The following is a 21819-nucleotide window of genomic DNA, read 5'->3' as shown; positions in this document are numbered from 1 at the left end:
CAACTTTACTCATCCGCTACGCCTTCCACTACCTGTACTTAAATAAGATTCTTGGTATTAAGACGGAACAACCAATTTGTCTACAATGTAGCAATCTATATTGGTAGTGGCAGCAAGGCGTATGAGTTTTGCGTCACGATATTCAATGTCATTATCCCATGCTAATGCAGCTTCTCTACTTGGGAACTGAATGATTATTTTCATTTGTAAACATTGCCCCGACAGTGTTTGACCTTCACTTGTTGCGACCAAAATCTCACCACCATGCTTTGCAACCGTGTTAGCAGTGACATGATTTAACCCAGGGTTGTATTGCGCATAAAGTTCTTCATCCGCAATATCATAATTAACTACATAATAAGCCGTCATTATTATCTCCAATCAACCCGCTATTTGAGTGACAAAGTTCATGTACTGGTTCATATCACCTACCACGGCTTTCTCCATTAATGCCCCAGTCACTTTCGAATAAGGTTGATTAAAGTGGATATCCCAAACATCCGATTCTTTTCTCCAGTGTTCATACACGGCTAACGTGTCGTCATTGCCATTAATGGTAAACAAATCAAACAACAAATTACCTGCCTCGGTGCGAGTGTGTTGAATATGCTCCTCGAACTGGGCGATTAGCGCTTCACGATGTTCCATTTTTAGTTTGAAAATGAAGAAAATATTAAATTTCTCATCCTCTTTATCTGCTTGCTTTAAGGCCACAGGCGCAGGGGTTGTTTCACTAAGGTTCAAAACCATCGCAGGCTCAACCAAAGCAGTTTCTGTCAGTTTGATGAGTTTTTGAGTGTGTGCCTGCTGTAAGTGTGAATCCAAAGCCTCCTGATTAACCCAACGGTCGTAGGCAAAAAATAGATTCGAATCTTGGTTATCAACATAGATTCGCATCTCCACATTGCCAGTTTCTTGGCTACTCGCTAGTTGGTGCTCCAATAGCTGTTGTTGAAATTCGTCTTCGTATTCTGGCTTTACTGTGAACTTTACAATTTGGTTAATCATTACTCTACACCTTGCTAGATTTTTAATTTTAACTTCAATGACTTATGGGAACTAAACCGTTACGATAACTTTACCTACGGTTCGGCCAGTTTCGACAGCAGTGTGCGCCAGAGCTAAATCTTTAAACTCGAAAATTTGAGATACGTGTGGTTTGATCGAGTTGTTGGCGAGCATTTCAGAAATTTTTGAAGCGTCTTCACCGTTAGATTGAACAAGAAGCGGAGTAATCTTTAAATTTGATTCAAACGCAGTTTTTTGCATGTTATCTGAAGGCTCTCGAATAGTAATTGAAACGAGTTGACCACCAGAACGCAGCACTTGTAGCGACTTTTCAGCGTTTTCTGGACTCACCGTGTCGAACGCTAAATCAATATCATGAAGTACTTTTTCAAAGTCTTGCTCACGGTAATCGATGTGCTCATCTGCACCAAGTGACATCACAAAATCCTTATTTCGAACCGAACTTGTCGAATAAACATAAGCGCCCATCTGTTTGGCTATTTGAACGGCAAAGTGGCCCACGCCGCCAGATCCCGCATGAATTAGAACTTTATCACCTTGGTTTACCCGACCGTTTAATGCCTGATAGGCTGTCATGGCAGCAAGTGTGGTTGCTGCTGCATCGATAAAATTAACGCCCTCAGGTATTAATGCGATATGTGATTCTGGAGAGGCAACATACTCCGCATACGCTTTACCATTTCCTGGAAAATTCACCATACCAAAGACGTTATCACCCACTTTGAAATTGGTGACGTTTGCACCAGCTTCAATCACTGTGCCTGCAATGTCCCACCCCAAAATGATAGGACGCTCTTCGCCATACAAATCAAGTAACGCTTCTTCTGCATACTTCACTTTGGTATCCGCAGGATTAATGCTGATGGCTCGAGTTTCTACTAGTACTTCATTGGCTCTAATTGTTGGCTTTTCTGCGTCGTGCAACTGTAGGTTTTCAATGCCGCCTGCTTGATGAGTAATAATTGCTTTCATTGGTTTGTCTCCGTTGGTGAATTCGTAAATGATTATATATATGCCACTATTTGGTATCATCTAGCAGATTAAGGAAAGACTATCCTTAAATTCGGGATTAATAGAGAGGCGGATGAAGTGAACTTTGATCTAAAAACCTTAGCGTTATTCTTACGAGTTGTAGAAATAGGAAAAATTGGACGTGCTGGCGAAGACTTTGGGCTTTCAACGACTAATGCCAGCCAAAGAGTCCAACAATTAGAAGCGGAGCTGGGCGTAAAACTGTTCCATCGCTCAACAAGAACCATCACATTGACTCATGATGGTGAAATGTTTCTACCTCATGCCAGACGCATTGTTGACGATGTTGAAGAGGTGGCAAATGTCTTCAAAGGTAGCGAAAGCAATGTTCAAGGGCGATTAAAAGTGGCTGTATCAGCTTCATATGGTCGACATTACATTGTTCCCTTTATCCCTGAGTTACTCGAGCTGTATCCTAATCTTGAATTGGAAATTGACTTTAACGATAAAACCGAGGATTTAATTGAGCATGGCTACGACTTAGCCTTCCGTATTGGTAACTTGTCTTCAAGTAACCTGTTAGCGAGGCGACTGGCTGACAATCCAATTATGCTAGTTGCTTCACCAGACTATATTGAAAAATATGGTGCGCCTGAAAGCCCAGAAGATTTACTCAAGCATCGATGTTTGCCCTTGGGTCATGCTGTCGATTGGGCGTTTATGAGTGCTGACGGGAAAGTACACAAGGTATCTGTAGCAAATCCGATCTCCTTAAACTTAGGGGATGCGGTCAGTGATCTTGTTGAGTCTGGTATGGGGATTGGTATGGCCTCTTACTGGCATGCAGGGCCTTCGTTAAAATCTGGTCGAGTGATTCAAATCCTTCCGGATTATAAGCTTGTGAACGACACAAAAATTTGGGCGGTACGGCCACCTGGCAGAGTTTTACCCGTTAGAGTTAAAGTATTCTTAGACTTTATTGAGAAAAAAATCGTAGATACCAATAAAGTGAGATACGGGGATTTACTGATGTAGTTTGGCTCTTACCTAGAGCACACTAAGACTATTTCTGAGACTCATTAGAATGTAAATGAGCCGGTCAGAATTCGCCCAGAACTAGATATAAGCGAGGCACCTAAATTCCTAATACTGGTTAGCGCTTAGTCGTTAAACCAAGCAACAAGATGATCGATTAAAGCTCTGATTCTTGCGGTTAAATGTCGGTTCTCGGGATATACGGCGTATAACCCCATTGGCTCTACTTCCATCTCTTCGAAAAGCAACGTTAGCTCACCTGATTTGACATGGTTTTCGACGGCGTAATACGGCCCAATTCCGATACCTAAACCACCACGCGACATATTGGTAATTGCCCTTGGTGAGTCTGCATTGAAAGTCCCAGACACTGGGCAAGAGACGATTTGGCCATTGAGGTTAAAATGCCAGTTTTTCGAATCAGTAGAGCTACGAAAAAGCAGGCAGTTATGATCGACAAGTTCTTCAGGATGAGTAGGTAAGCCATTGAGACTTAGATAGTCTGGGGAAGCAAAAAATACCACTCGCATATCTTTTAGCTTTCGTGCCATTAAATTTGAATCTTGCAGCTTACCAAATCTTATTGCAATATCGACGCCCTCTTCCACGACCGCAATATGGTTGTCTGACAGGCGAAGATCGACTTTTACTTCGGGATGCTGCTTTTGGTAGCTTAGCAGTGGTTCTATCAACTCTTTGCTTCCAAAGCCTGTGGATGCTGTTAACCGGATAGTCCCTGAAAGTTCTTTTTGACGGTCTTGTACCAAGTCTTCGAGCTCATCAAACTGCTCTAGTATCGGTTGACAACGCTTATAGTAAGCTCGTCCCGTTTCGGTTAATGTCACGCTGCGTGTAGTTCGATAAAAAAGTTGAGCATCCAATCTCGCTTCAAGTTGACGAACATACTTACTTGCTAGCTTCGTACTCAGATCTGATTGCTTTGCTCCTTGAGTAAAGGATTTTTGACGTGCCACATTAACAAAAACCCGCATCGCTTCAATAGTGTCCATAAACTCCCTTTCTCTGCTGACCTCAGAATTATAATTATCTACAAAATGTACATTATTATTGTATATATGGGTAGATTATAACCTATTAAACACCTTATATACTCCTAGCATACACAATCAAACCAGTCCGTTTAGGAGGCTACAATGTCACATGGTATTCGAATCTACAGTTTTCCATTATCAGGCCATGCACACCGTGTGGAACTTTTTGTAAGCATTGCCAATATTAAACACGAAATTGTTTATGTTGATCTTCCATCAGGAGAGCACAAAAAAGAACCGTTCCTAACATTAAACCCTTTGGGACAGGTACCGGTCATTGAAGACAATGACATTGTCATCAGCGATTCAAATGCCATCCTCGTTTACTTGGCGCGCCGATATGCTCCAGACTTTCTTCCTTCGGATCCTATGCTAGAAGCTGAAGTGCAAAAGTTCTTAACACTGGCCGCTGGTGAAATAGCTTTTGGTCCAGCTGCTGCCCGTCTAATTACTGTTTTTGACGCGCCATTCGATGCTCAGTTTTGTCAAATTGTTGCTGAAAAGGCACTTACCAAACTCGATACTTTATTGGTTAACAAAGACTTCTTGGTTGGTGGTCGACCAACCATTGCGGATATTGCCGTCTACTCATATGTGGCTCATGCACCCGAAGGTAACGTGTCGCTAGACAAGTACCCGAATGTACTCCGTCTGCTAAGCAACATTGAGAATCTTGATGGCTTCAAAGCGATGCCTCGCACAGCTGTAGGGCTCTATGCCTAACACGGCTATTTCGCGTGAGAAGCGTTACGAGGCACGCTCATAAATAGACGATTACACGATCTGAAAAGTGACATCTCTCCCTTTTATAAGGGAGAGCTAATATGCTGGTACGAGTAGGGACGTGATAGATCATCGTTCATTTCTATCGACAGGCTGTTTGCCCGCACATGCTGGACAGCACCGTCAGTTTTTTAATTAATCACCATCCATGACTAGCACGGATTCAGCTATAAACATGGCTTTTTTCGGTAGAAAGCCTCGATGGTTTTAAAGCTCTGAAGCAAGCAAATTAACAACGAAAAAATAAGGGATACTATGTCTTTTTTATCTTATCATCCGGGGGAATTAGCAGCCCAAGACAAAGCGGGAACAAGAGGCGCAGCCGCTGAACTCGCTGCCGGTAAGCGCAGTGCCCTTAGCTTTTCTTCTAGTCATGATGCATTTTTGGCAGCTCAATCATTTGCCGCTTTAGCAAGTGTTGATATAAAGAGTCAGTCTGTGTGGGTAACCCCTTTGTTCGGCAAAGCTGGTGATTTAACGGCTACCTCAGAACACGAAATTTCAATCTCCGCAAGTTGCATCCCAAACTCTGAAATACTTAAATTTATTGAGCCTGGCACGCCTCTTTCATTATTAGGAATTGATTTAAATAGAAGAATAAGACATCGCATTAGCGGCACTTCGCTAACTTCAATGAATCAAGAGAGCCGTGGATTGAATTTACAAGTTGAGGAATATAGCCCCAACTGCCCTAAATACATTAATCGTAGACAAATCATCCATGCATCAAATGAAGCGTCTGCCTTAAACAAAGATGCAAAGGCAGTAATCCGCACTCAGTTAACTCCTGATGATCAAGCGTTTGTTCGGACAATCGATACTTTGTGGATCGGCAGTTACGCACCTAATGTCGGTGCTGATTGCAATCATAGAGGCGGGCAACCAGGTTTTATACGAGTAATATCACCATCTATCATAGAGTGGCCTGAGTATCGTGGTAATGGCATGTTTTTTACCTCGGGTAATTTGGAATCTTGTGATAGAGCTGGAGTTACTTTAGTAAATTTTGAATCAGGTAGCATGATTCAAATGACAGGCCGAGCAACTGTAGATTGGGCACACGATGGGAGTTATGAAGGTGCTTCAAGGAAAATAGTCTTTCACATAACAAGTCTTATCCGAACAGACAATGTTACCAGCCATCGTTGGCAACGCTTAGATTACTCTCCTTATAACCCTGTGGTAGCGGGTGCAGAAATCTTAGATTCTGAAACTGAATATCCGCAAGTGGCAACGTTGGCGAAAATTGTGGACGAAAGCGAGCATGTTAAGACTTTCCGCTTTGTGATACCGCGTCGTATTGCTTTTCTGCCTGGTCAATATGCTACTTTTGAATTTTCCAATATTCCCGATGGTGAACCGCTTGAGGTACGTACTTGGACTCTATCGGAAACTCCTAACAGTATTAATGGCGACAATACATTAGATATTACGGTGAAGCGTGTCCCAAATGGGTTGCTAACGAACTGGTTACACGACCATGCGGAGCTCGGCATGCAAGTTAAATTGCTGGGTGTTCAAGGCGAAATGACTGCAATTCGATTGGACATAGAAACGCAAAAACCGGTCGTTCCTAAACATTTGCTGTTACTGAGTGCTGGCATTGGTATTACGCCTAATCTGGCGATGGTTCGTGGTATCGGCGCATTTTCACTACAAGACCAAACCAATATTACTATGATCCACATAGAAAGAGATGAAAAGCACCTCATTAGCCAATCAGAATTATTACGCCGAGCAATGAATTACCCTAGTTTCAATTACATAAATATCATTAGTAGTCGTCAGGGGCGGTTGACAGAAGATGCACTGGAAAAGGTGGTGCCGAATGCGGCTAGCCAGCAAGCCTATATATGTGGGCCGACTCAATTTATGAGGGATATGACTGAGTACCTAGTTTCAATAGGCGTCCCAGCAGCACAAATTTATACTGAAAGTTTTGAGTTTTGAGTTTTGAGTTTAGCTATTCGAGGTTTGAGGCACAGATGGTTGGACAACCGATTGGAACAGCTCAAACCTTGATTGATAATGACAGGCTCGTGCTGATTAGCCCACTTAGATAAATCGAATACGAAGATCAAAAAAACTCCGCGGCGTTAAATTCCACGGAGGACTTTTTATTTCTAAATCATGTTCTTCTAGGTCTCAGCGCTACAGCGAAACAGCACGCTTTATCTCTTCTAGAACCTCGGCGTTAGCGATTGCTCCGAGGTTTTCTACATCTTTGCCATTCACGACCTGCTTCACTGCCAACTCCACCAATTTACCAGAGCGTGTTTTTGGCACGTCGCTGATCGCAAAAATCTGGCTTGGTACATGCCTCGGTGAGCAAGAGGATTTGAGTTTACTTTTGATGGCTGTCAGTAAGTTATCATCTAAGCTCACACCTTGCTGCAGTTGAACGAACAGCCATATTTGCTCATTGCGGTCGATGTCTTTGCCGACTGCTATCGAATCAACAATGCCCTCAATGGTATTCACTTGCTGGTAGATCTCGGCAGTACCAATTCGCACGCCACAAGGGTTGAGAGTGGTGTCGCCTCGCCCGTAGAACAGGTAGCCACCATGCATGCTCTGTGCGACTTCATCACCGTGATGCCACACATTATCAAACCTGTCCCAGTAAGTGCTGTGGTAGCGCCCCCCTGTGTCATTCCAAAAACCAACAGGGAAGTTGGGTAGGGAGTTTGTACACACGAGTTCGCCACGTTCGTGATTGACCTTGTCACCAGAAGAGTTGAACACCTTGATATCGATTCCAAGCCCTGCCTGTTGGCACTCACCGCGATACACAGGCGAGATCGGGTTACCCAATACAAAGCAGCCACAAATATCCGTGCCGCCAGAAATTGAGGCTAAATGCAGGTCTTGTTTGATGTGTTTGTAAACGTAATCAAACTGCTCTGGGTAAAGCACGGATCCCGTCGAGCACAGTGTTCTCAAATGAGGAAGCGAGTGACTGTCTATTGGCGAGAATTCGGCTTTCTCAATCGCCTCTAAATACTTGGCTGAGGTGCCAAACAACGATACATTCGCGCGCTGTGCCAAGTCCCAAAGTACATTGGTTTGCGGATAAACCGGGCTACCATCAAAGATCACCAAACAAGCCCCGCTGGCGAGCGCAGAGACGTGCCAGTTCCACATCATCCAACCACAAGTGGTGTAGTAGAACATGCGATCGTGTGGCTTAACATCGCAGTGAAGTTGATGCTCTTTTAGGTGATTGATGGTGGTGCCACCGACAGAATGCACAATACACTTGGGTTTGCCCGTTGTGCCAGAAGAGTAGAGTACAAACAGTGGTTCATTAAAGTTCACACGAGTAAATCGAAGAGGCTTTGGTTGATAGTGACTAATGATGTTTATCCAACTTTGGATTGACACACCATGTTTAACTTTGTTCTTCTCCAAATTGCTCTTCTCTAAATCATCACTTGGCTTTAAATAACCGATCTGACACACCTGCTTTAGCTCGGTTAAGTGTTCGATGATTTCATGGTTCTTGTCCGTCATATCGAACGTTTTGCCATTGAAGGTGTAGCCATCACAGGTGAATAGCACCTTAGGTTTCACTTGGCCAAATCGTTCAATCACACTCTCTACGCCAAAGTCGGGAGAGGTCGATGTCCAAATCGCCCCTAAGCTGGTGGTCGCCAACATCGCTATCACGGTTTGCGGTAGATAAGGCGTATAAGCAGCAACCACATCACCTTGTTGAACTCCGTTATCAACAAGCCATTGTTGAACGCTAGAGACGCCTTCACTTAGGGTTTGCCATGTATAACTCTGTTGTTCGCCACGCTCATTCTCAAACCAAATAGCACGTTCATCCGGTATCTCATGCGCCAAGCGCAGCAAATTTTCGGCGTAGTTTACTTGCGCATTCGGAAACCAAACTGCATCGCGATTCGATTTAGGCTGCAGCCAGCGGCTCTCTCCTTGAGTTTTGATGAGCTCTCTTTGTGCGTTATCAATACTGTTCTGCGAGCCCACCATTCCACAAAACTGCCAAACGTTCTGCCAAAACGACTCGGGATGTTCCACGGACCATTGATGGAAATCCGTGTAGTTTTGTAATTCCCGTCCGAGTACGCCCTGCTGAGCAAGGCTATCCATGAATTGGGTTAAGTTGGCGTCTGCGATGCGCTGCTCGCTAGGTTGCCAAACTGGCTTATTGCTTTCGTGCATTCCTTTACCTTTAACAAAAAGTTAACGTTTTCAGTCTGGTATTTAGGTTTTACAAAGTCAAAAGATCAGCAAAATAAGGGGCTGTCGGAATTGTGTAAATAAAATGTTACACGATCGCCTGTTTCGAAAAGTCGCGCAAATTGGCGGATATAACGAGTGGAGATAGGCTTAAAGTGAGACATTCGAAAGGAGGTGTGTAATGACTCAATATCATTCTAAGCCCGTGAGCCAAGAGGGATGGGTTGAGTGGAGCCTCGAAGAAGACGCTATTTGGCACGACTTGGTAAAAAGGCAACTGGACGTCATTAATGACTGTGCATGCGATGCTTATTTGCATGGCTTGACCCTGCTGGATCTGCCATTAGACAGAGTTCCCCAGCTTCCAGAAATAAATAAAGTTCTAATTAAAACAACAGGTTGGCAGGTTCAGCCTGTGCCTGCGTTGATCGATTTCGACCGTTTCTTTGATTTGCTCGCCAATAAGAAATTCCCAGTCGCGACATTTCTGAGAACGCGAGACGAGTTCGATTACTTACAAGAGCCCGATTTCTTCCATGAAATTTTCGGACACTGTGCCATGCTCACCAATATCGATTTTGCGACATTCACTGAGCATTACGGAAAACTAGGCCAAGCAGCAACACCTAAACAGCGCGCCTATCTTGCCCGTTTGTATTGGTTTACGGTCGAGTTCGGTTTAGTAAAAGAAGGCGATAGGCTGAAAATCTATGGCGGCGGCATTCTTTCGTCTCCGGCGGAAACCATGTATGCGCTGGGAGCGGATTTGGCCGTTCGTGAGCGGTTTGATCTGCAAACCGTATTAAGAACACCTTATCGTATCGATATTATACAACCGAAATATTATGTGATTGATAAGCTGTCTGAACTCTTCAAAATCAGCCAGGAAAACCTATTGCAGCAAGCTGATCTAGCGATAGATGAGGGATTATTACCACCACTTTTTGAACCTAAGGAACCAACACATGTTGAATGAACAAAAATGCGAAGCCTGCAGTATCGACGCGATTGCCCTAAGTAAAGACGAACAAAAGTCTTTACTGTTGGAGTTGTCTGATTGGCAGATCATCGAAAGAGACGGTACCCCACAGCTTGAGAAGGTGTTCAAGTTTAAGAACTACAAACAAGCATGGGCATTCAGCAATAAAGTGTCGGAGTTGGCAGAAGAAGAATTCCATCACCCTTCGATCTTATTGGAGTGGGGCAAAGTCACGGTTACTTGGTGGAGCCACTCAATCAAAGGCCTGCACAAGAATGATTTCATCTGCGCCTCACGCTGTGATGTGCTTGCTGTGAGTGAATAGTATTTTGGGTTAGGGGTTACTCTTGCAACCTTATGTGGTGTTATTACCTCATTATTCGGCTCATAAGGTGAGCTGAATAATCACCTTAATCAACTCATGGTATGAGTTGAATAAGCGATACTTTCGTATCATAGGGTGTAACTTCTCCCAAACTAGCTTGACCTGCATCAGTGACTTGCCGCTTTCTCGTCCTACAACCCCCACTATTGCTCATAGTATTGGTTTTATGAGGCTGCTCTATGATATATTTCTCGGCCAAGTGTATTACAGACGAAGGCTAATAATGTCTATCAACCTTTCACTCCTTCCACCCAGCGAGAAAAATAAAATCGAACTGGATAAGCAGGCATCGTTTCTTGTATGGAAACTGAAGCAAGCGAAATGTGGCCCTGAAGCCATTGTTGAAGAAGCAATGAAGCTAGGTGATCCAGAAGAAAAGGCTTGGTTTGAACAGTCTGTAGAAAAATACAAACGGGTAATGGGTGTCGCATAAACGCAGACAAACCTTACCCAGCAAAGCTGTAGAATTGAAATGACACAGTAATTTGCTAGAATTTGCTCCGTTAACTGAATCAGAGAGAAGATCCCGATGGGAAGAAGTTTTGAAGTGCGCAAGGCCTCAATGGCGAAAACTGCAGGCGCAAAAATTAAAGTTTATTCTAAATACGGTAAAGAGATTTACGTACTGGCTAAGAACGGTAGCTCTGACCCAGACATGAACCTACCTCTTAAGCACCTGATTGCTAAAGCGAAAAAAGACCAAGTACCAGCTCACGTTATCGAAAAAGCGATCGACAAAGCTAACGGCGGCGGCGGTGAAGACTTCCAACCAGCTCGTTACGAAGGTTTTGGCCCAGGTGGCACAAGCGTAATCGTTGACTGTCTAACAGACAATGGCAACCGTACTTTCCAAGACGTTCGCCAATGTTTCGTTAAGACTGGCGCGAAAATCGGTGTTGAAGGTACTGTTTCTCACATGTTCGCTCACCAAGCTGTATTCCAGTTTAAAGGCGAAGATGACGAGATCATTCTAGAAACGCTAATGATGGAAGACGTAGACGTGACTGACGTTGAGCTAGAAGACGGTGTTATCACTGTATTCGCTCCAACGACTGAGTTCTTCAAAACGAAGACTGCACTAAACACTGCGTTCCCAGAGCTAACTCTAGACGTTGAGGAAATCACTTTCGTTCCTCAAACGACTACACCAGTTGCTGAAGAAGATTCTGAGAAGTTCCAGAAGTTCTTAGACATGCTTGACGACTGTGATGACGTTCAGCAGGTTTACCACAACGCTGAGCTGTAATCTTTACAGTAACAACAGTTATTAAAAAACCGAGCCTAGTGCTCGGTTTTTTTATGCCGTTTATTCAGAGATAGAAGAACTTAAAAGTGTGACTCTGGGTGTTGGCTGTTTTCTTTGTTTTTGCTTGCAGGCCGAGATTGATCGTTGTTTTCATTTCCCGTATTTGTTCGAAACTACCGGACGAATTTCCCTTGATCATCGTTCCATATTGGCGACATGATCGACCTAGTTGAGTAACCCATTTAGTTCATCATTTCCGATGAAGTTGAAGTTTCAGGCAATGGGGTCGGCATCGTTTTAGCTTTTGGCTTGCAAATCCATGCTGCGAATTTTCGAATCAATGGCAGTACGGTTAGGTTGAGCGTTAATGCGCAAGGCCAAGCAATAAAGAAGCTTTGCAGCCAAATCGACGGCCATTCGTGGCTGAATCCCATTTTATAACCTGAGATAACTCCAGACATAATCGTTGCCATGGTCAGGGAAGACAAAAGGGCGGTGACCCAAAATTGTTTATTGTTCATGGTATGTTTCTCCCGTGATTTTCTGTTGTTGATGAGATAAGGTTACATATATCCATTAATGAGAAAAATAGGCACGTATAGAAGTATGAATTCCATATTTGGAAACATTGATGATCTGTTTTTATTCTGCGCAGTGGTTGAAGAGGGTTCTTTGCTTTCAGCATCGAAACGTCTGCAATTGCCTGTGTCGACCATGTCGCGTCGGTTAACCGCCTTGGAAGAGCGCTTGAGCATCCGCCTTCTGGAAAAGAAAGGACGAGAGCTGGTGGCCACCAAAGACGGTGAGGCGGCCTTTGCAGCGCTGAGCAGTGGTATGGAATCTTTGCATCAAGGGTTTAGTTGCCTGCTTGAAGAGCGCGATGCGATTCAAGGCAAGATAAAGCTCGCGGTGCCTCATAACTTCTATAGTGGTTTTCTTCGGCCAACGGTTGAGCAATACCTCACTCAGTATCCGAACGTGCAGCTCAATCTCATTTTGAGTCAGCAGCAAGTAGTGCCTGAAACCGATCGTGACTTGTTGATCACGTTTAAAATTTCCGACATGGACGGCATGATTGCTCGACCACTGTTTAAGGCCAAGCATGGCTTTTTTGCGAGCCAAGAATATTTAGATTCTCGTGAAGAGATTAAAAATCCAGACGATCTCGAGCATCAAGAGTGGATTAATGTCGATGATGTGTTTGATATACCGCTCTACAAATCCGATCGCTTAGAGCAGATGGTGACGATTAAACCCAAGTTCATCGTTAATGATATTTATGCCGTTGCGGCCGCAGCGCAAAAGGGGCTGGGTATCGCCTCACTGCCTTTTCGCCATGTTTCTCCAGAAATGAATCTGATTCAAGTGCTCCCTGAGTATCATCGGGGTGATCGCCAAGCGTATTTAGTGTACAAAGAAAGAAAATATCAGCCGAAGGCTTTGACCTTGCTTATCGAAACCTTGATTGAGAGCGTTCAGTCATTCCATCACGATGAGCTGAGTTAAATAAAAAGGAGTAAGAAATGAAAGTAAGTTTTATCGGGCTAGGCGTAATGGGGTTCCCAATGGCAGGCCACCTAGTCAAAGCCGGTTTTGAAGTGACGGTATTTAACCGCACTCACAGCAAAGCATTAGACTGGGCTGATAAACACCAAGGTAAAGCTGCTGAGAGCGTGGCTGAATGTGTAGCCGAAGCTGACGTAGTATTGGTTTGTGTCGGCAACGACGACGATGTGCGCAGCATGACGACCAGTGAAACAGGCGCTCTGGCCGCAATGAAGCCAAACGCGATTCTTGTTGATCACACCACAACGTCTGCGGTTCTGTCTGAAGAGCTTGAAGTGGCAGCGAAGAAAGCGGGTGTTCGCTTTATGGATGCACCAGTGTCTGGTGGCCAAGCGGGCGCAGAAAACGGCGTATTAACCATCATGTGTGGTGGCGAACAAGAGCTATTCAACGACCTTCAACCTGTATTTGAAGCTTACGGTAAGTCGTCAGTTCTAATGGGCAAAGTCGGCCAAGGCCAACGCGCGAAAATGGTCAATCAGATTTGCATTGCAGGTGTATTGAACGGCCTATCTGAGGGCTTGGTACTTGCAGAGAAATCAGGTTTGGATGTCCCAACATTGGTTGATTGCCTTAAAAACGGCGCAGCTGGTTCATGGCAGATGGAAAACCGAGCAACCACAATGGCGCAAGACAAGTTCGATTTCGGTTTCGCCATTGATTGGATGACCAAAGACTTAGGTTTCTGCCTAGATGAAGCAGAGCGTCAAGGTATCCAATTGCCATTGACGGAAAAGACCAACAACGCTTACAAGGCGCTGTCTGCCGAAGGACAGGGCCGCATGGATACATCAGTATTGATGAAAGCCGTGGTTGAAGAGACGAAAAAGTCGTAAAAACTTTGCTTAGATAACAAAAATAGCCGCTGATTAGCGGCTATTTTTGTTTGTGTGAACTTAGGAATGCAGTGAAAGCGTTGGTTCTGAAACTCACCATCGAACAAAACCTTGTCACAAATCTCATATCTTAAGGTGAGCTCGGAGCATTTCCGAGAATGTAAAAACTTTTCCCCCTACAAAGTCATGTCTAATTTTACTTATCCCCCTAAAAATTGTTCCCGACGCCTTCTGATGGGTGGAGTCCATCGCTAGAGATTGGTTTGGCCTGTATTGTTCGTTAATAATTACCGCATAAACCAAAACACAGATTTACTTTCTACCTAATTAAGGCTTCAAATCATGACAAAACCATCAAAACTCTTTACCAGTATCGCTTCTGCTTTGGCATTGACCGCTAGTGTTTCAGTATGGGCTGATGAGCAAGATTTTAGTTCGATGCAAATGCAAGGCGTCGAAAAAGTGGATATTCAAGTTGATATAGAAGGTGCTGCGCAACGCTTATCGCAAGCGGTTCAGTTTCAAACTATCTCTAACCAAGATCGCAGTGATTTTGATGAGCAGGCTTTTCGTGACTATCATCAATTTCTTGAAGAATCGTACCCATTAGTGCACAAAACACTCAAGCGAGAAGAAGTCGGTGACCCGCGCCCTTTCAGCTTGATTTACACGTGGGAAGGTAAAGATCCATCACTTGCTCCCGCTATTTTTATGGCGCACCAAGATGTAGTACCAATTGCAGAAGAGTCTCGTGATGAGTGGAAAGAAGAGCCGTTTTCAGGCGCGATTAAGGACGGTTATATCTGGGGTCGTGGCTCATTAGATGACAAAAACCAACTTCAGGCGCTGTTAGAAGCTACTGAGATGAAGCTAAAAGAAGGTTTCCAGCCTGAACGTACCATTTTGTTTGTATTCGGCCACGACGAAGAAGTGGGTGGGCCAGAAGGTGCCAAGCACGCGGCTGATATCATTGAGCAACGTTATGAGAAAATTGCGTTTGTTATGGATGAATCTGCTCCTCTTGTCCCAGGTATATTTCCTGGCATCCGTGAAAACACGGCATTAATCGGCATTGCTCAAAAAGGGTTCGTTAGTCTAGAGATTGCTATTAATGGTGTTGGTGGTCACTCATCACAACCGGGAGAAGAATCGAATATTGTCGCGTTAGCAAAAGCAGTTGAGAAAGTTGAAGCAGCGCAATTCCCTTACAAAATTCATGATGCGGTGAGATACCAATATCGATACATGGGGCCGGAACTCCCAGAAGCGCAGCAACCACTGTACAAAGCCGTAGCCTATGGCGAAAACGACACGGTGACGGACTTAGAGAAAAAATTTATTGATGTGATGTCTAAAAATGAGGTTACTCGCGCCATGCTTCATACTACAACGGCGGTTACTATGTTTAATGCTGGTATTAAAGACAACGTATTACCGCCAGCAGCTACTGCAGTTGTAAACTTTAGACCGATGCCGGGTGACACTCCTGAGGTGATTATCGAACATGTGAAGAAAGCGATCGGCGATGAAAGAATGACCATTCGTGATATCTCAGCATCAACGCCTGCAACCAATGTTGCGGATCCTAGTGGTCCCGGTTATGCCATGTTAGAGAAAACGATTCGCCAAACTTGGGGTAATGATCTGATTGTTTCACCGTTCTTTGTTATTGGTGGTTCAGACTCTAAACACTTCCAAGCGCGAGATTTTGCCCCTGATGTATATACAATGACGGCGATACAATTAGAAAGCGTAAAAGAATTCGAAGGCTTCCACGGCGTGAACGAACGTATCTTAGTTGAAGAATACGGTCGCTCTATTGGGTTCTTCTACCAACTAATGGATAACCTCGAAAGTTTGTAATTTAAATATTATTGACTCATATAAAACGAGACGATGGCTAAGATTTTCTTAGCCATTTTTTCATTAGCCCTTGTTCTAATAAGAAAATATTGACATGAAAAATACATTATTAATGGTTATGGCTTGCTGTTTTAGTTTGTTCACACAAGCTGCTGAAACGATATCTTGGGAGTCATTAAGACCTGTGCAGAATCAGTATCAGGTTCTTTCTCCTGGGAATAAGGCGCTACTTTCTGAGATTTACGCCTACGAGGCTGTTCAAAAAACTCGTCAGTTAAGTCCAATGGAAAAAGATGGATACAATCAACGTGTGGTATTGGCTGAACAATTTGGCTTAAACGTACGTGAGCTGCTTGTACAAAGAACACAACAAACGAACGATATTGTTCCCGACCTTAGTATTAACGATATGAAATTAGCCGGATTTTTAGTACCGCTCGAAATGGAAGGTTTAATAGGAAAGCAGTTTATATTGGTGCCTACCGCAGGGGCTTGCATTCACACACCTCCCCCACCTGTAAACCAAACGATTTTAGTCGAATTTCCAGAAGGCCATGAATTACAAAGTTTATACACACCAGTATGGGTGACAGGGAATATTAAAACAGGGGCGGTAGATACGTCGGTTGCACTTTCTGATGGCAATCAAGATATTCAAACTGGATACGTCATTGATGCGTCGGATATTGAGCTTTACCACTAAATCTGTTCAACGAATTTAGAATATAAAATGGTGACTAACGGGGGAATCGTTAGGTTCAATCGGCTCACTATGTACCGTCTAACTCACTTATCTTCATGCTCCCCACTTCGATCTTTGATGGGGGCAATCCATCGGAGGCGATGAGGTGTTATTCCGTTTTCCTTATACCGTATCTGTATTAACAAAGGCGACTGGCTCGCAGCTTTTGCATGCAGTCCGCCCTACAGCACTTATATACCAATAGGAAAACCAATATGAAAAGCTTAATCGCTATATCCATAGTAACGGCTCTGTCGGCAGGCTCAGCGTGTGCTAATGAGATCGTTAATGAATCATCCACAAATGTAGATGTTTACAACACTCATGACTTTTTTTTGAAAAAAGGCAATCGAGTTAAACTTCAGTTTCCTATCGAGCAATCCAAGTTTGCTTGGCAGAACCTAAGTCGTTTCTACCCTACCGCTCAAATAGAACGGGATGGGCCTGTCTATCAATTCCCATATCAAATTGACCAAAATATTGGCGAAATATCAGCGACTGTACACGGTGAGAGCAAGACTCTAAACGAACATCTCAATTCCTATCCTGTCGATGCTTTTCTTGTTGTTAAGAACGGAGAGGTTGTCTTTGAGCGTTACAACACGATGCGAAAAACAGACAAGCATAATTGGTTTTCAAACTCGAAAATTACAGTAGGTATCGAGCTGGCTAAATTGGTCAACGAGGGGCAAGTTAACCCAGGAGACCCTATTTCTAAATACATTCCTGAATTAAAGGGATCTGACTGGGACATGGTATCCGTTTCTGATACTGCAAATATGGCGACAGGCTTGAACGCAACAGAGCATGATGAGCCAGAGGCAGACTCACGTATAAACCCAGAACAACCTTGGTTTAAATGGGCGGTTTCCATTGGCGTGTTTGAAGGTCAAGGCAACCAAAGCCCACTTGAAGTACTTGCTGAAATGAAGCGAAGAGCACCGGGCGGAAAAACATTCGAATACAATTCAATTAATACGTTTGTTCTAGCTCGGCTTATTGAGAACGTTCGTAACTTACCCATGAATGAGATTGTCAGCCGTGATATGTGGCAGAAGATGGGGGCTAATAATGACGCTTATACTGTCGTTTCTCCACAAGGGGGATACCCTTTAATGTTTTTCTCAATGAATACCACAATTGAAGATATGACTAAATTCGGCATGTTACTTACTCCGTCCGCCATAAAGTTGGGTAATGGTGGAGTTAGCAAAGAAGTCATTACGTTAATTCAAGACTCTGGTAACTCAGAAGCTTACGGTGGTGGTTATGTTGGCAAGATGATGGAAAACTCTTTCTACAACGACACAAACATCAAGAATGGTTATCAATTTGATGCAATCTTTGAGGATGGCGACTTATTCAAGGCAGGTGTTGGCGGTCAAGGTGTGTATATTTCACCAGAAAAAGACTTAGTTATATCTTTCTTTTCAACCAGTAACGGTAAAAACCAAGAAGAAACTTATGCTCGTGAGATTGCGAAATATTTTAGCCGCTAATTATGCACGATGATTACCACCTAATGTGACCAATCATTGATAGATTTGAACATTGAATAAGTTTTATCTTTTTTGTAACGCCAGTCGCCTGACTGGCGTTTTTTTGTTTGCTGAGTTTGGTTATTGATTCCTTGCGAGCGGGTGATTAAGCATCACGAAACCTTTAGGTTATTTATCTACAGCACTATCCATTATCGCTGTAGTAACACTGTTATGCGTTTTAGGCTCGTGGTTAAACACCGATGTCAGAGCCTAAATAAGTTTACGTCATCATATAGATACGACTTGTTTGAGCTTCTTCCCGTTACTCATTGCATTCAGACGATACATTCGCTCCTCTTACCCTATACTCATTGGCAATACACGCAGGGTTAGGATGCAGTGTAAGTTCAAGAGAGGCTTCGTTTGAATTCACTTATCTTGATGGGTTTAGGTATGCACTAGCAAACGTAAACAGTTAGATATCAATCAATAGAAGCATCGAATTCGCTCGCTGGAATAAGGTTTTGAGTGTTGAATCAATACGGGATGTAGATGTAACTTGATAGAGATAGAGATAGAGATAGAGATAGAGATAGAGATAGAGATAGAGATAGAGATAGAGATAGAGATAGAGATAGAGATAGAGATAGAGAGTCAGTTCAAGGTAAGGCCGAACTGAATAGTAAATCGTGGCTATTTTAATAGAGAAAAGTGAGAGGATGTAAGAGAAACAAAATTTAAAAAAGGCGAATCTCTCGATTCGCCTTTTAACGTATGATGGTTTTTGATCGTTTTAGAAGAATACTTTGTATTGGAACCAAACCACGGTGTCGTCAATGTCTAGTTTTTGATTGGTTGATTCCATGCTTCCATAAGTATTTTCAACCTTGACTTGTCCCCAACGTGTTTTGTCTGCCGAAAAAGGAGTTGCTGCCAGTAGGGTGGTTTTAACAGTACTCGTTTCAATATCACCATCCATGTACGTAAATTCTGGGTAGGCTGCAAAATAAGTACCATCGGCGCCTGGCTTCCAAACTGCATAAGCAGCAGCCATACCACCTACGATACTATTGTCTGTAACACCAAAGGCATTTGTTGTGCTATCTGAATATTCACCGCCCATTACTGCTGCACGGCCAAAAAAGGTCAGAGAGTCGATTGGAGTTCTGAAAATAGCGACACCACCTACTGCAGCAGTAGTAAAGCTTGCATTATCAATGATATCTAATGATGCGGCTACGCGAGGTGTAATAGCATTATTTATGTTGAACACATGGAAATATTGAGCTCGGCTGTCTTTATATTTACCTTCATTATCCATCGAACCTTCCAATGTGAACATAGACATCTGTCCGTTGTCATAAGCGTATGATAGTGCTCCTGATAGTTTTAGGTCACCTTTGTTATTGGTTGCAACATACATATTAGAGCTGGCACGAGTCATATCGGATGGATCGACTTTTTGAGTATCATCGCCAGCAAATGCAGAAATAGAAATGGTAGCAAGTAAAGCAGTAGACAAAGCGGTCATTTTTAGAGTGTTCATGGTACGTTCCTGAGTTATTTAAGTTAAGTTGCCGAAGCAATGACGCAACTTTACATAAGGTTTTTAGACTCATTAACTCTCTAGCGATGGGCTCGAACCATCGCTGCCATCCAAGCAGCGTCAGGAAAGGGGGTGAGCTCGGTTTCTCGTGGTGAAAAATATATCTATTCGCCTGTTTAAAGTGTATTTGGGAAGATATTTTGAATTGAAATTAGAGCGTGATGATAGAAATGTGTTATTTGATAAGAGAAACAGACGCTGTATTGGTTAATGTAGACTCTGGTGGTAAGATTTATTATCGAATATGAAGACTCGCAGGGCATGATATGAATTTTAGTCTTGAGCAACTAAATACTTTCGTTGCGGTATATGAACAGCAGGCTTTTAGTAAAGCTGCGATAAAATTAAATAAGCACCGAACAACGGTTGCACAAGTCATCACGAGTTTAGAAGACCAGTTAGCGATTACTCTATTCGATAGGTTGAGCCGCAGTGTTGAACCCACTGAAGATGCAGTTCTCCTTTATCATTACGCAAAGCAAATTCTAGAGCAGGCTAAAACTCTTGATAGATTTGCATTAAGTCTTTCATTTGGCGGGCTAGAATCGGTGACGATAGCCTATGCGAGCTTTTTACCTCATCACGTTGTTTCTAAAATTCGTCGACAGCTTTATGAAGACTTCCCATCTATGCGCGTTAATTTTTTGGTCAGAACGAAACCAGAAATAAAAGCAGGGATTGAAGACGGAAGCATCCATTTTGGGATTGTGAACATATACGAAAGCAAAGTGATTAATAGTATTGATTTTACTTTCTTGGGGAATATGCCTTTTGTTCCATTTGCTCATGCAGGAAGTGAATTATCGGCTAAGCCTTCAAACGAAACGCTCTCAACGATGAAATCTTTACGCCAGTTTGTACTCAAATCTATGGTCGATGATAAAATGACGGAGAAGGTTGTCGTTTCTTCAAAACATGAATATGTTGATCAATTAGCGGTCATTATTAAGCTTGTCCAAGATGATTTTGGTTGGGCTCTTTTACCAAAGTCGATAATTGAGTCTGAATATGTGACTGAAAATTTGGTAGAGATAAAATGTGACGAGATCAAACAAGAAATAATGGTTCCTATATCCCTTTGGTGTCCACATTCAAAACAAATTGCTCAGGTAAAAAAATCGATCATCAAGGTCGCTGATTATTATATAAATAAATCAGCGTACTAAAAAACGGACACTGTATTGGGATGAGTTCATCAGGCTATAGAAGTATTGAGCTTGATGAGCTATCTATTATGAACTCGTTTAGGGCACTTTGAGTCATAAAGCGCCAAGAGTTAAATATTGGACTATCCAAGTTCTGGACATAAATGAGCCAGTAAATTTCCTAAGTTAGCAATTGACCAATCACTTTTTGTATGGGGGAAAAAACGGGGTTTTGGAAAGCTAGTATGATGAATAAAATCGCGTCACACCAGTAAAAAGGTTTGGTCTAAGAGGATTGAGTAAACCTAATTTAAATTAATGAAAATATTATTGAATTTGTCTAAGTCAACAATCTCATTATCTTCAATCCATAAAAAGAAATTACTCTGCCACCTCTGAGTTTTCTTTGCTGAATCGGAAAAAACTTTAGATTTTAACTCTCCACGGCTTGAAGTCCACGGCGGAAAAACTCTGAAAGCCATTTTCCCTTTAGCTTTGTTTGAGGTTACAACTCCCTTATTAACCAAAACAGTTAACGGGAAGATATAAATACCTCTCTTCGATATGTCGCAATCACTAACCTCAACAAAAAGATAATCTAAATCATGTTCTTCGTAAGGCATCGTTCTTCTCGGATCGGTACTATTTTCATCAGGTCTCTTCCATATTGATAGAAAATTACCTGGTCTATCTGGTGTAACATTTCCCTTTCTATAAAGTATTTTTTTTCCATCTATTGAGAACTCAAGAGCTTCATACTTACTATTTTGAGGATATCGATCTAACACGACGGGACTGGTTAACTCGCATCCTTTAGATATGAAGTTATGACGTATAAACACACTTACCTGATTAAGATACTTATACTGAGACAAAATGCTCCCCCTTCAAAA

The 21819-nt window shown here is 42.9% G+C and carries 21 protein-coding genes; 13 read left to right on the top strand and 8 right to left on the bottom strand.

The window, feature by feature from the left end:
- Window positions 1-57 precede the first annotated feature (57 nt).
- Genes SJY39_RS15175 through SJY39_RS15165 form a run of 3 tightly spaced genes read right to left on the bottom strand, consistent with a single transcriptional unit; the run spans window position 58 to window position 2001 of the window.
- On the bottom strand, window positions 58-369 hold the full coding sequence (locus SJY39_RS15175) for a DUF1330 domain-containing protein (RefSeq protein WP_016794880.1): 312 nt from the start codon (window positions 367-369) through the stop codon (window positions 58-60).
- A gap of 12 nt (window positions 370-381) precedes the next feature.
- Window positions 382-1008 (bottom strand): putative quinol monooxygenase, encoded by a 627-nt coding sequence (locus tag SJY39_RS15170; protein ID WP_010432303.1) that lies wholly within the window; start codon window positions 1006-1008, stop codon window positions 382-384.
- Window positions 1009-1059: 51 nt separating this feature from the next.
- Window positions 1060-2001, bottom strand: a complete 942-nt coding sequence (locus SJY39_RS15165; RefSeq protein ID WP_372042773.1) for an NADP-dependent oxidoreductase — start codon at window positions 1999-2001, stop codon at window positions 1060-1062.
- Between the two features lie 117 nt (window positions 2002-2118).
- On the opposite strand from SJY39_RS15165, the gene SJY39_RS15160 reads away from it, so the two are divergent.
- A complete protein-coding gene (locus tag SJY39_RS15160; protein WP_016767953.1) occupies window positions 2119-3036 on the top strand; it encodes a LysR family transcriptional regulator in 918 nt (305 codons plus the stop codon).
- Window positions 3037-3161: 125 nt separating this feature from the next.
- Here the strand turns inward: SJY39_RS15160 and SJY39_RS15155 are convergent, their stop codons facing one another.
- On the bottom strand, window positions 3162-4046 hold the full coding sequence (locus tag SJY39_RS15155; protein ID WP_010432310.1) for a LysR family transcriptional regulator: 885 nt from the start codon (window positions 4044-4046) through the stop codon (window positions 3162-3164).
- A gap of 144 nt (window positions 4047-4190) precedes the next feature.
- On the opposite strand from SJY39_RS15155, the gene SJY39_RS15150 reads away from it, so the two are divergent.
- Together SJY39_RS15150 and SJY39_RS15145 are read left to right on the top strand one after the other, a co-directional pair.
- Window positions 4191-4811 carry a glutathione S-transferase family protein gene (locus SJY39_RS15150; protein ID WP_016794881.1) on the top strand — a complete coding sequence of 207 codons (621 nt, stop codon included), beginning with the start codon at window positions 4191-4193 and terminating at the stop codon, window positions 4809-4811.
- A 315-nt stretch (window positions 4812-5126) separates the two neighbouring features.
- Window positions 5127-6821, top strand: coding sequence for an FAD-binding oxidoreductase (locus SJY39_RS15145; protein WP_016792768.1), 1695 nt, complete (start codon window positions 5127-5129; stop codon window positions 6819-6821).
- 201 nt (window positions 6822-7022) lie between these two features.
- On the opposite strand, the gene SJY39_RS15140 is transcribed toward SJY39_RS15145, so the two are convergent.
- Window positions 7023-9059, bottom strand: coding sequence for an acetoacetate--CoA ligase (locus tag SJY39_RS15140; protein WP_102270649.1), 2037 nt, complete (start codon window positions 9057-9059; stop codon window positions 7023-7025).
- Window positions 9060-9258: 199 nt separating this feature from the next.
- Here SJY39_RS15140 and phhA point away from each other — a divergent pair, with 199 nt between their 5' ends.
- The 4 genes from phhA (at window position 9259) to SJY39_RS15120 (ending at window position 11687) form a co-directional block, all read left to right on the top strand.
- Window positions 9259-10053 (top strand): phenylalanine 4-monooxygenase, encoded by a 795-nt coding sequence (gene phhA, locus SJY39_RS15135; RefSeq protein WP_016787479.1) that lies wholly within the window; start codon window positions 9259-9261, stop codon window positions 10051-10053.
- The gene (locus tag SJY39_RS15130; RefSeq protein WP_010432321.1) at window positions 10043-10381 is read left to right on the top strand and encodes a 4a-hydroxytetrahydrobiopterin dehydratase; all 339 of its coding nucleotides are present in this window, start codon (window positions 10043-10045) and stop codon (window positions 10379-10381) included. Before phhA ends, SJY39_RS15130 begins: the two co-directional genes overlap by 11 nt.
- A 283-nt stretch (window positions 10382-10664) precedes the next feature.
- Entirely contained in the window at window positions 10665-10874 is a 210-nt protein-coding gene (locus tag SJY39_RS15125) for a DUF3283 family protein (RefSeq protein ID WP_010432323.1), read from the top strand.
- A gap of 96 nt (window positions 10875-10970) precedes the next feature.
- Window positions 10971-11687, top strand: a complete 717-nt coding sequence (locus SJY39_RS15120; RefSeq protein WP_010432326.1) for a YebC/PmpR family DNA-binding transcriptional regulator — start codon at window positions 10971-10973, stop codon at window positions 11685-11687.
- A 242-nt stretch (window positions 11688-11929) separates the two neighbouring features.
- Here the strand turns inward: SJY39_RS15120 and SJY39_RS15115 are convergent, their stop codons facing one another.
- Entirely contained in the window at window positions 11930-12208 is a 279-nt protein-coding gene (locus SJY39_RS15115) for a DUF2798 domain-containing protein (protein ID WP_016790512.1), read from the bottom strand.
- Window positions 12209-12293: 85 nt separating this feature from the next.
- Here SJY39_RS15115 and SJY39_RS15110 point away from each other — a divergent pair, with 85 nt between their 5' ends.
- From SJY39_RS15110 to SJY39_RS15090, 5 genes are all read left to right on the top strand, one after another.
- Window positions 12294-13193 (top strand): LysR family transcriptional regulator, encoded by a 900-nt coding sequence (locus tag SJY39_RS15110; RefSeq protein ID WP_016793267.1) that lies wholly within the window; start codon window positions 12294-12296, stop codon window positions 13191-13193.
- Between the two features lie 17 nt (window positions 13194-13210).
- Entirely contained in the window at window positions 13211-14089 is an 879-nt protein-coding gene (locus SJY39_RS15105; protein ID WP_372042772.1) for an NAD(P)-dependent oxidoreductase, read from the top strand.
- A 342-nt stretch (window positions 14090-14431) separates the two neighbouring features.
- Window positions 14432-15952, top strand: a complete 1521-nt coding sequence (locus SJY39_RS15100; RefSeq protein WP_010432334.1) for a M20 family peptidase — start codon at window positions 14432-14434, stop codon at window positions 15950-15952.
- 94 nt (window positions 15953-16046) lie between these two features.
- Entirely contained in the window at window positions 16047-16655 is a 609-nt protein-coding gene (locus tag SJY39_RS15095) for a DUF3299 domain-containing protein (protein WP_016767959.1), read from the top strand.
- A 254-nt stretch (window positions 16656-16909) separates the two neighbouring features.
- Complete coding sequence (locus tag SJY39_RS15090) at window positions 16910-18193, top strand: serine hydrolase (protein ID WP_010432338.1); 1284 nt, start codon at window positions 16910-16912, stop codon at window positions 18191-18193.
- A gap of 775 nt (window positions 18194-18968) precedes the next feature.
- On the opposite strand, the gene SJY39_RS15085 is transcribed toward SJY39_RS15090, so the two are convergent.
- A complete protein-coding gene (locus tag SJY39_RS15085; RefSeq protein WP_010432340.1) occupies window positions 18969-19721 on the bottom strand; it encodes a hypothetical protein in 753 nt (250 codons plus the stop codon).
- A gap of 326 nt (window positions 19722-20047) precedes the next feature.
- Between SJY39_RS15085 and SJY39_RS15080 the strand changes: the two genes are divergently transcribed.
- Window positions 20048-20947, top strand: coding sequence for a LysR family transcriptional regulator (locus tag SJY39_RS15080; RefSeq protein ID WP_016766873.1), 900 nt, complete (start codon window positions 20048-20050; stop codon window positions 20945-20947).
- A gap of 284 nt (window positions 20948-21231) precedes the next feature.
- On the opposite strand, the gene SJY39_RS15075 is transcribed toward SJY39_RS15080, so the two are convergent.
- Window positions 21232-21714, bottom strand: a complete 483-nt coding sequence (locus SJY39_RS15075; RefSeq protein WP_010432344.1) for a MepB family protein — start codon at window positions 21712-21714, stop codon at window positions 21232-21234.
- Window positions 21715-21819: the final 105 nt, after the last annotated feature.

Source organism: Vibrio sp. R78045, from assembly GCF_042466085.1.
Lineage (GTDB): Bacteria > Pseudomonadota > Gammaproteobacteria > Enterobacterales > Vibrionaceae > Vibrio > Vibrio cyclitrophicus.
The sequence above is the reverse complement of the archived record's forward strand: the minus strand, read 5'-3'. Positions and strand labels throughout refer to the sequence as shown.